Origin of the sequence: Bathymodiolus platifrons methanotrophic gill symbiont, assembly GCF_002189065.1 — a bacterium.
Lineage (GTDB): Bacteria > Pseudomonadota > Gammaproteobacteria > Methylococcales > Methylomonadaceae > Methyloprofundus.
The window spans coordinates 1-9,451 of sequence record NZ_BDMN01000154.1 but is presented as its reverse complement, the minus strand read 5'-3'; the positions used below and the strand labels follow the sequence as shown (position 1 = coordinate 9,451).

Below are 9,451 nucleotides of genomic sequence, written 5' to 3'. Positions count from 1 at the left end.
ATGTCATAAGTAGTATTTGTGGATGAAGAGGCATCTAAAATAACAAAAATAGTATCAGTTTTTTGTTTGAATTCTGCTGTTGAAGTAGTTTGGCCCACTGGAGTAGCGGTAAAAGATGGATAGCTAGTTGGTTCTGTAGCAACAGCCAGACAGCAGGGCAAGGCCTGTAGCGGAGACTACGGGAAGGATTATTTTTTTAGCATATTTCTTCCGCTGCCAGCCATGGAGAGCGAACGCGAGGGCTGGTAGTCCCCAAGGCGTAGGGCCGTTGTTTTGTCGGAATCGTAGCGCTAGCGTAGGTGGAGACAAAATAAAAGGCATTCCGAAACGCCGTCGAGTCATTTGAGGGAGTGTTACGAAGCCAGCACCGAGTTTACGATGGTAGTGGCGAAGTGGCACGTACGCAGGACGTCTGGGGCGCCGAAGGCATTAGCGGTCGCGTTAAGTTTTTGCCGCTTGCTTGGGCTGGGATGCCCAAAACAAGCTTTCGCAAAAATAGCGACTCCCCGCTCTCTATATAAAGGTAAGGTAATTTATATTTTAACACTTTCAATTTATAAGCTGAAGTTTCCCAATTATTGAGTAGCTGAAATACACAATGCTGGTGTATCGAGGTTTATTTTAGGTGGTTTTGCCATGTTTATAGCAAACCCCTACTTAATTCCCCTTAGGCAATAGCATTTGAAACGAATGAAAAGACTATTTTTTTCATATAGTTGTAGCATAGTTTCAATTTTACCATAAATAATTATTGGGAAACTTCAGTTTATAAGTTAAGCATGAAATAATAGATATGCAAGTAATTTTACAAAAAGAGGTATAAATGAAACTAATACAAACAATGATTTTCGGCTGTTTTTTGATGTTTAGCATGAATAGCTTTGCAGGAACTTTTGCTGAAATACAGGAAAAAGCAGAGCAGGGCAATGCATTAGCTCAGGCACAGATGGGGGCTATGTATCAGCTAGGCCGGAACGGTGTAGCAAAAGATAAGCAAGAATCGGCAAAGTGGATGTTAAAAGCAGCCGAACAAGGCTTAGTGGAGGCGGAGGTTTTTATGGCGGCAATCTATGACCGAGGATTAGGTGTTAAGCAGAGCGTTAGTACTGCAACTCAGTGGTATGAAAAGGCTGCTGCACAGCAGCATGGTACGGCACTGGCAATTCTAGGCAGGAATGATGCGGCTAAAGGCAGTGTCGCGTTTAATTATAAATCCATGCGCTTAATGGCTTCCAAACAAATTCCGGTAGAATATTCAAAGCGATTTTTAAGACAGAAATAAACTTATGACAATAAAAACACGATTTGCCCCCAGTCCAACAGGTTATTTACACGTAGGTGGCGCGCGCACAGCTTTATTTTCCTGGTTACATGCCAAAAAAAATAATGGCACTTTTGTACTGCGTATAGAAGATACGGATTTAGAGCGTTCAACGCAGGAGTCCGTTAATGCGATTCTCGAAGGTATGCAATGGCTTGGCCTGGATTACGATGAAGGACCTTATTACCAGACTCAACGATTTGATCGTTATAAAGAAATTATCCAGCAGTTACTAGATCAGGGTGATGCCTATTATTGTTACTGTACAAAAGAAGAGCTGGAATCATTACGTGAACAGCAGATGGCAAATAAGGAAAAGCCTCGTTATAACGGCAAGTGTCGTGAACAGCCAAAAGACCAGAAGGAATTGAATCGTGTTATTCGATTTCGTAACCCTGAAGAGGGTGAGGTTGTTATTGATGATTTGGTCAAAGGTAAAATCGTAGTTGCCAATAAGGAACTGGATGACCTGATTATTGCCCGGACTGATGGTACTCCGACTTATAACTTAACGGTTATTGTTGATGATATGGATATGGGAATTACTCATGTGATTCGCGGTGATGATCATGTTAACAACACACCTAGGCAAATAAATATCTTAAAGGCACTCGGTGCGGATTTTCCGTACTATGCCCACCTTCCTATGATACTAGGAGATGATGGAGCCAGATTGTCAAAGCGACATGGTGCTGTAGGGGTTATGCAATATCGTGATGATGGCTATTTACCAGAAGCTTTATTAAATTATTTAGTGAGATTAGGCTGGTCGCATGGGGATCAGGAAATATTTACCCAGGCAGAAATGATCGAGCTATTTGACATAGGGCAGGTAAATGTTTCAGCATCAGCCTTTAATACTGAAAAACTATTATGGCTTAATCACCAATATATAATGAACGCTGAACCAGAGTTAGTTGCTAGCCACCTTGAATGGCATATGCAACAGCGTGGAATAGGTGCTGCTACACAAGGTCCGGCTTTGGTTGATATTGTTAAAGCACAGCGGGAACGGAGTAAAACATTAGTCGAGATGGCCAATGCCAGTACTTATTTTTATCAGGATTTTTCCGAATATGATGAAAAAGCAGCTAAGAAAAACTTCAAGCAGGGTACTGATGAAGTTTTACAGGCTTTGTATGATGCTTTTGTGGCTGTCACTGAATGGCAGGGCGAGGTCTTGCATAAGATTGTTTTGCACACTGCCGAGCAGTTAGAGTTAAAGTTGGGAAAAGTTGCTCAGCCCTTGCGAGTTGCAGTGTGCGGTACAGGAATGTCGCCTTCTATCGATGTGACTTTATCCTTGTTGGGGAGAGATAAAACCTTGAGCCGTTTGCAGAAAGCAATTAATTATATCAAAGAAAATAAAAGCTAGACAGAGGGTTGTATTGATGTATAATCATTGAACTCAACTAAGGGGCCATAGCTCAATTGGGAGAGCGCAACACTGGCAGTGTTGAGGTCGGCGGTTCGATCCCGCCTGGCTCCACCAATACTTAGTTTGAAAAAAAGTTCTTAGTCCCCATCGTCTAGAGGCCTAGGACACCGCCCTTTCACGGCGGTAACGGGGGTTCGAACCCCCCTGGGGACGCCAATTTAAAATTCACAGGAATTGAGTTTTAGGCTTGTAAAAGCTATTTTGTGTAAATCTGGAAGAACGGTTATTCGTTCACATCAAAAGTCTTAGTCCCCATCGTCTAGAGGCCTAGGACACCGCCCTTTCACGGCGGTAACGGGGGTTCGAACCCCCCTGGGGACGCCATACAAAAGAAAGGGTTATCTATTCATTTAGGTAGCCCTTTTTTGTTTTTAATTGCCATAATATTTCCCTGTTTCCTTTAACCTAGAACCCACAGTTGACCATTATAAAGCAGTATCAGAACACCTGATCTCAGCATAATAAAATCAAAGCCTTATGGGAATTATCAAGATAATATAGTGAGACCATAATGCGCAGTTTCATACAGCAGAACCAAGTTACATAATGTACCAATCACCCGTCATACCCGCAGGGAAGCGGGTATCCAGTGCCATGGATGGCATCGTTCACATCCATGTGACTGGATTCCGGCTTCCCTGCCGGAATGACGAGGTATAAAATAGTATCAAGTAATTTTCCGCGAGTTCAGGTTATCTGATCATGGTGATCTTTCAAAGATAATAGGAGCATTAATCTGGAATAAACCAACAATTCTGCGTCTCATATTGTACCAACCCATGTAGCAGCTAGTCGATTTCTGTATGTTGGTTTGCGTGAAACAAAAAATAGTGAGCTGACAGGCTTAAATAGCACAGTTGACCAGGTAACGGGGTAATTGAATAGGGTATAAACTGCCTTTCTGTGCAAGCCCTGCAATTAGCCCCTTTCACCTTAGAGCCAGAAGCCTTAAATAAAGGGGAGCCGTAAAGTGTTATGTGATTTTGAACTCCGAAACTTGAGTAAATAATATTCAGCTCCACCACTGCTGCGATAAAAATATGCTTTAGTGTTTTGAAGAACCAGGCTAAGAATATTCTCAATAATATAACCTTCCCAGCTACTGCCGCATACAGGGTGGCTTAAAAATATTTTGCTTTAGAAAATTCCTTATATACTAACTGGGGGACGCAATAAATATCTAGTTGATCGCCCAGAACCTGAAACATCAAGCGCTGCCAGCCATGGAGAGCGAGCGCGAGGGCTGGTAGTCCCCAGAAGGCGTAGGGCCGTTGTTTTGTCGGAATCGTAGCGCTAGCGTAGGTGGAGACAAAATAAAAGGCATTCCGAAACGCCGTCCAGTCATTTGAGGGAGTGTTACGAAGCCAGCACCGAGTTTACGATGGTAGTGGCGAAGTGGCACGTACGCAGGACGTCTGGGGCGCCGAAGGCATTAGCGGTCGCGTTAAGTTTTTGCCGCTTGCTTGGGCTGGGATGCCCAAAACAAGCTTTCGCAAAAATAGCGACTCCCCGCTACTTTTTTATCTAATAAATCTTTCAGGTCTCTGGTGGCAGTAGGATCAGATGTTTTAACCAGGTTTTTATATTTCCTGCGAGAAATGCCTTCCTCAAAATCAGTTGTTTCCAGTAATCTGATAATAAGTTTTCGTTGTCTGTCATTAAATAGAGTTTCTCTATGATTATCCCAAAACAAAGTAGATAAACGTATCTTATCCAGCCTTTTCATGCTGGTTATAGCAGCTAATTTAACTTGATATAAAAACCAGACTATCCATTCTGTAATATCCATGTCTCCTGACTGACATTGTTCCAGCAAATCATAATATTTGATTTTATCGTGCTCTATTGCAGTTGACAGTGAATAAAGGCGAATATTGGTTTTCTCGGTTTCTGCCAAACAGCGCTCGGCAATAAGTCGAGAAAATCGCCCATTACCATCATCAAAAGGATGGATAGTCACAAACCAAAAATTAGCGATAGCGGCTTTAATATAGCCAGATGGGCAGGGTGTATGTTCGAGCCAATCTAAAAAATCACTCATCTCAGCAGATACACATGTTCTATCATAACAGGGTGCTTCAAAATGAATCGTTTGCTTGCCGAATCGCCCTGAGATAACTTGCATACTTTCATGTCGATAATCACCTATTACCATGTTGTAGAGTAAAGGTTTTTCAATAAACAGCATGTGATGCCACTTGAATAAGTCTTTTTCTCTGAGTACAGAGGAGGATTGACGAATGGCTTCCAATAACACATCAATAAAAGCTTGAGATGACTTTGATAAGCGTGTGGGTTTACTAATTCCAAGTCGGTTGACAATACTCGAACGCACAGACTCCCTATCAAGTATTTCACCTTCAATTTTAGCTGTGGCAAGTGCTTCATCTAATAAAACTCGAGATTCTAGTTCTAATTGTTTATCTAGGTCTAATTCTTTGGAAAGTAAGGCTAGTGGCGCAACCGCTCTAACAGTTTCCTCCAAAATAGGGGTGACTTCTGTTAAATCGTAACGAAAATCAGGCCAGTGTTCATTTTGCCAAATCCACATAAAGAATACTCATGAGCTATAAATAGAGACTCATCGTATCATAAAATGATTTGATAATAGGTTTTTAAGACTCATTGACAACGTTTAATCGCTTAAAATAGTTATTAGAGAACTGGCTTGAGTAATCCGTATTATTTCACTGATAAGTGGCAGGGCAATTCGCTAATTCGACGTGTGCTAGCTGCACGCGAGAGGAGTAAGAATTGCATTCCCACTATCAATGGGGTCAGAGTAATTGGTTTTATTATTATGTTGGAGTAAACTTACTTCAAACCTATTAATAAGGCTTTATTATGGCTCGATTAGCACGTTTAAACCTCCCAGGGATTCCTCAGCACATTGTTCAACGAGGAAATAATCGACAAGCCTGTTTTTTTACGGAACAAGATTACACCGTTTATTTATCTATCAATGGGGTCAGAGTAATTGATTTTATTATTATGTTGGAGTAAGCTTACTTCAAACCTATTGATAAGGCTTTATTATGGCTAGATTAGCACGTTTAAACCTCCCAGGGATTCCTCAGCATATTGTTCAACGAGGAAATAATCGACAAGCCTGTTTTTTTACGGAACAAGATTACACCGTTTATTTATCCAAGCTCAAAGAATATAGTCAAAAGTATAATGTTGCAGTGCATAGCTATGTTTTAATGACTAACCATGTTCATATACTGGCTACTCCAAGGGAGGGTAAGGGCATCAGTTGCTTGGTTCAATCCTTAGGGCGATATTATGTTCGATATGTAAATCAGACCTATGGTAGAAGTGGCACGCTATGGGAAGGAAGATACAAATCAACGTTGATTGATAGTGATAATTACTTTTTAGTTGTCAGTCGATATATTGAGTTGAATCCAGTCAGAGCGCAGATGGTTAAGCACCCAGCGGAGTATCCTTGGTCAAGCTATCAAAATAATGCGGAGGGCAGATCAATTGAGTTGTTAATCCCCCATATTTGTTACTTGTCACTAGGAGATACTTGTAGAAAAAGACAAGAAATGTATAAGGGTTTGTATGCACAACAGATTCCTGCTTATACGATAAAAGAAATACGCGATGCAACGAATAAAGCCTGGGTGTTGGGGTGTGAAAAATTTAAACAGCAGGTTGAGGTTCAAACTGGACGGCGTGCATCACCTCAGATGCGAGGTGGGGATAGGAAGTCTGAGAAGTACAAAGAAAATCAATTACTCTGACCCCTTTGGTTCCAACACCGACAAATCCTCCAGAATCTCACCTTAATGAGCTTGATAACTTAAGTAGGAATCTAACGGAATTACAGAATAATCGCGCTAAGTTATATAAGGAATGGTCCGGTTTACGTTGTAAAATAAAATTGTTATGTAACCCCGTTAACCTGGGTTCAGATTACCTAAATCTGCGTTGCAAATTACTGGGCTTATTGGCTGAAGTTAAAAGTTCACTGTTAGATCTCCCCGTGTTGGATCAAAGTGAAATGTTAGAAGAATTCGCACTGGACGAAAAAGAATTTGGTCTGAATGGGCATGTTCGAGAGCGAATGAAGGAGCTGTTAGTCGGCATTAAGATATTACTAAATTATCTACCGCAGCAATTATGTGCATTTAATTACCCTATCTTTCAGGCACAATATCAAGCAATCATTAATGACCTGATTGAATATCAGTTTATTCTGCCATTGATGATTGAGTCTTATTCAAAGTTTAATAGAAAAATCAATATTGCTGAAAAATTTGATCTCCGTTATGCCGCTGTTGATGTAATGGATGAATATATTCAACAACAAATATCAGTTTTTCAGCAATTCATCAAAAGTAACCTGCATAGCTGTCTGGCCACTATTTTTTATCACTATGAAGCTGTCCGCCGCTTAAATGGGAACTGGTTCAGACGTTTTTCCCAATCTCATCAGGGTATAGAACCATTATTTAGTGTACCTAAAGGAGGCACATTTATTTTGCTTTATGAGCAGGGTAACCGGGTAGTGGCTGACTTTTCTTTAGCAAACTGTATCTCATGCTGTTGTGAAGTTCCAGAGGAACCCGTTTGTTTGCCTCCAGTTGCGACAGCGGATTATTTGTCAGTCACACTTGAAAATGGTAATGATCTAAAAAAAGAAAGCTATAAACCGGTACAGTTAATTATCAATGTGATTAAAAATGACTATAGCCTGCTCAATTCTTCCGCAGCAAAATTAAGTATTAAACTTGAAGAGGCTAATAGTGAGTTAGGCGGTGTTATTTCAATCAAAAAAGGCAAAATAAATTATCAAAATAATAATCCTGTGCCAGGTATGGTTGATCGCTTTACTTATGTACTTGAGGAAAGCAGCAATGCTTGTAATGAGAGTAGCATTGGCGATGTATCTATCTTTTTTATCCCGCCAGTAGAAGAAACAAAACTTGGGGGAATTAGAGGAAAAACAAGGCTAAGAGAAGGAGAATATGTAGTATCGGTTAATAATGCCACAGTAACCATAATAGAAACTGGTCAATCAGTTATGTCTGGAAGAGGGGATACTGAGATAAATGGGTATTTTGAGTTTCTTAACCTGCCTTATGCTACTTACTCGATTACGGCTACATATGGAAGAGGTGTAAGTGAGCCAGTATTGGTCGTCGTTGATGGTACTAATTTCCCGGTTATTCTGGAGGTGCCGGTCTGGCATTATTGGGGGGTGGTAAATGATAAAGGATGGATTACTAGAGTTGTTGAAAGTACTGGATTATCAAAGGAGAAAGCAAAAGGGAAACTCGAGAGTATACTAAAAGAACATAGAGAAAATCAGCTGGAAGTGGCAATTAAAGCCAGTAAAAGTGAATCAGTAAAAGCTAGTGCCGCTTATAAATTAGCCCAGAAATTTATCACAGAGTCTGTTGCATTTAAGGATGACAGTGTTGAAACACTGGCGGAGGAATATGCTGATTTATCTACAAAGCTGATTGGTGCCATTGAGAAAGCAGCAGCAGAAGACCAGCAACATTACCTGGATTTATTAAAAAGTGCCAGTTTTGCTTACATGGATAGGCTTTATTTTACCGAAGAAGGCTCTCTCAACCCCGAAAAAGAAAGGGAAATAAAGATTATCAGTAAAAACATCAAAAAAGCAGGGATGGATATAACTATTGTCAAGGAAGAATGGGGTGGCAAATTACGCGATGACTTAAAATTGACATCGGTTGCTACTGTGATGACTAAACTGCAATAACATGAGGTTGTCGTGATGCAAACACAGCATTTTGTTCAACGGTAGATTTTTGAGCTGGTAGTAGACAGCACAGAGCAGACTCATGCTTTGCAGGAAAGAGTTAGCGCTCTATATAAAGCTTCCCTGCAAGATAAAATGAGTGCGCTGTTTGATGAGTATAGCTGCGATGAAGAAGTTATCCGTCTGGAAAAAGTTGAAATAAATCTGGGCGTTTTTAATTCTATGTCGGCACTCGAAGCACAGCTTGAAAATAAAATAATTGAGCAGCTTGAGTTGGCATTGGTTGAACAGTTCACGGAAGCCCGTTCTTCAAATGCAAAACCTTTTGGTTTAGCTACTGAAAATAACACAAGCGGGCAAGAAACCTCTAAGGCCAGTATTCATACTACACTCGAATCACGCCTGGATTTGCTCTGTTATTACTTAAAGACAGGGGAATTACCCTGGTGGGGTGCTGATAGTAACTGGCAGCTTGAACAGGAAATATTGCAACTACTTAAAAAGAGGCGCGGGCAGACTGCACAGGCTCTACGCAGGTCAGCGTCAACTGCCCTGTATGAGAGACTCGCCATGCAATTGAGTTCGACGACGCGCTTGAATCTACTCGATGCATTAAAGCCGAATCAGAAGACTTTATTGCGTGATTTTCAGCAGCAATGGTTCGGAATGATAAAGCATATACTTAATTGTGTAGTTACCAGCGCCCCGCTGAATATCCAGGTGGAGCTAAAACATCTTAAATCAGTTCTTAAGGATCAGGAAGCTAATCAGTTAGCATTCTGGCTACTTATATTTAAACAGTTTATTGAAAACGAAACTATTTTTACTGCAGACATTTATGCAGGCATGACTACTCGGCATTTAGCTGAAATTACAGAAATAGATTATGCCACTGTTATTGTAATTTTCATCAGTGTTTCCATTGAAAGCAACAATAGCTAAGAAACTTAGA

The 9,451-nt window shown here is 40.7% G+C and carries 8 protein-coding genes and 3 tRNA genes; 10 read left to right on the top strand and 1 reads right to left on the bottom strand.

The window, feature by feature from the left end:
• Positions 1-350 precede the first annotated feature (350 nt).
• The 6 genes from CDZ78_RS21875 (at position 351) to CDZ78_RS09595 (ending at position 3,083) form a co-directional block, all read left to right on the top strand.
• On the top strand, positions 351-521 hold the full coding sequence (locus CDZ78_RS21875; RefSeq protein WP_167374240.1) for a hypothetical protein: 171 nt from the start codon (positions 351-353) through the stop codon (positions 519-521).
• Between the two features lie 302 nt (positions 522-823).
• The gene (locus CDZ78_RS09615; RefSeq protein WP_244559212.1) at positions 824-1,282 is read left to right on the top strand and encodes a tetratricopeptide repeat protein; all 459 of its coding nucleotides are present in this window, start codon (positions 824-826) and stop codon (positions 1,280-1,282) included.
• Positions 1,283-1,286: 4 nt separating this feature from the next.
• Entirely contained in the window at positions 1,287-2,696 is a 1,410-nt protein-coding gene (gene gltX, locus CDZ78_RS09610; protein WP_087869822.1) for a glutamate--tRNA ligase, read from the top strand.
• A 41-nt stretch (positions 2,697-2,737) separates the two neighbouring features.
• A tRNA-Ala gene (locus tag CDZ78_RS09605) sits at positions 2,738-2,813 on the top strand.
• A 26-nt stretch (positions 2,814-2,839) separates the two neighbouring features.
• Positions 2,840-2,915: transfer RNA gene (locus tag CDZ78_RS09600), tRNA-Glu, on the top strand.
• 92 nt (positions 2,916-3,007) lie between these two features.
• Positions 3,008-3,083: transfer RNA gene (locus tag CDZ78_RS09595), tRNA-Glu, on the top strand.
• Between the two features lie 1,120 nt (positions 3,084-4,203).
• Here CDZ78_RS09595 and CDZ78_RS09590 read toward each other — a convergent pair.
• The gene (locus CDZ78_RS09590) at positions 4,204-5,310 is read right to left on the bottom strand and encodes a Fic family protein (RefSeq protein WP_087869821.1); all 1,107 of its coding nucleotides are present in this window, start codon (positions 5,308-5,310) and stop codon (positions 4,204-4,206) included.
• 293 nt (positions 5,311-5,603) lie between these two features.
• On the opposite strand from CDZ78_RS09590, the gene CDZ78_RS21205 reads away from it, so the two are divergent.
• From CDZ78_RS21205 to CDZ78_RS09575, 4 genes are all read left to right on the top strand, one after another.
• A complete protein-coding gene (locus CDZ78_RS21205; protein WP_373862467.1) occupies positions 5,604-5,762 on the top strand; it encodes a hypothetical protein in 159 nt (52 codons plus the stop codon).
• Positions 5,763-5,794: 32 nt separating this feature from the next.
• The gene (locus tag CDZ78_RS09585; protein ID WP_087869820.1) at positions 5,795-6,508 is read left to right on the top strand and encodes a transposase; all 714 of its coding nucleotides are present in this window, start codon (positions 5,795-5,797) and stop codon (positions 6,506-6,508) included.
• Between the two features lie 206 nt (positions 6,509-6,714).
• Positions 6,715-8,499: a carboxypeptidase-like regulatory domain-containing protein gene (locus CDZ78_RS09580; protein ID WP_140413970.1), complete on the top strand. Its 1,785-nt coding sequence runs from the start codon at positions 6,715-6,717 to the stop codon at positions 8,497-8,499.
• Positions 8,500-8,544: 45 nt separating this feature from the next.
• Positions 8,545-9,441, top strand: coding sequence for a contractile injection system tape measure protein (locus CDZ78_RS09575; RefSeq protein WP_307190479.1), 897 nt, complete (start codon positions 8,545-8,547; stop codon positions 9,439-9,441).
• Positions 9,442-9,451: the final 10 nt, after the last annotated feature.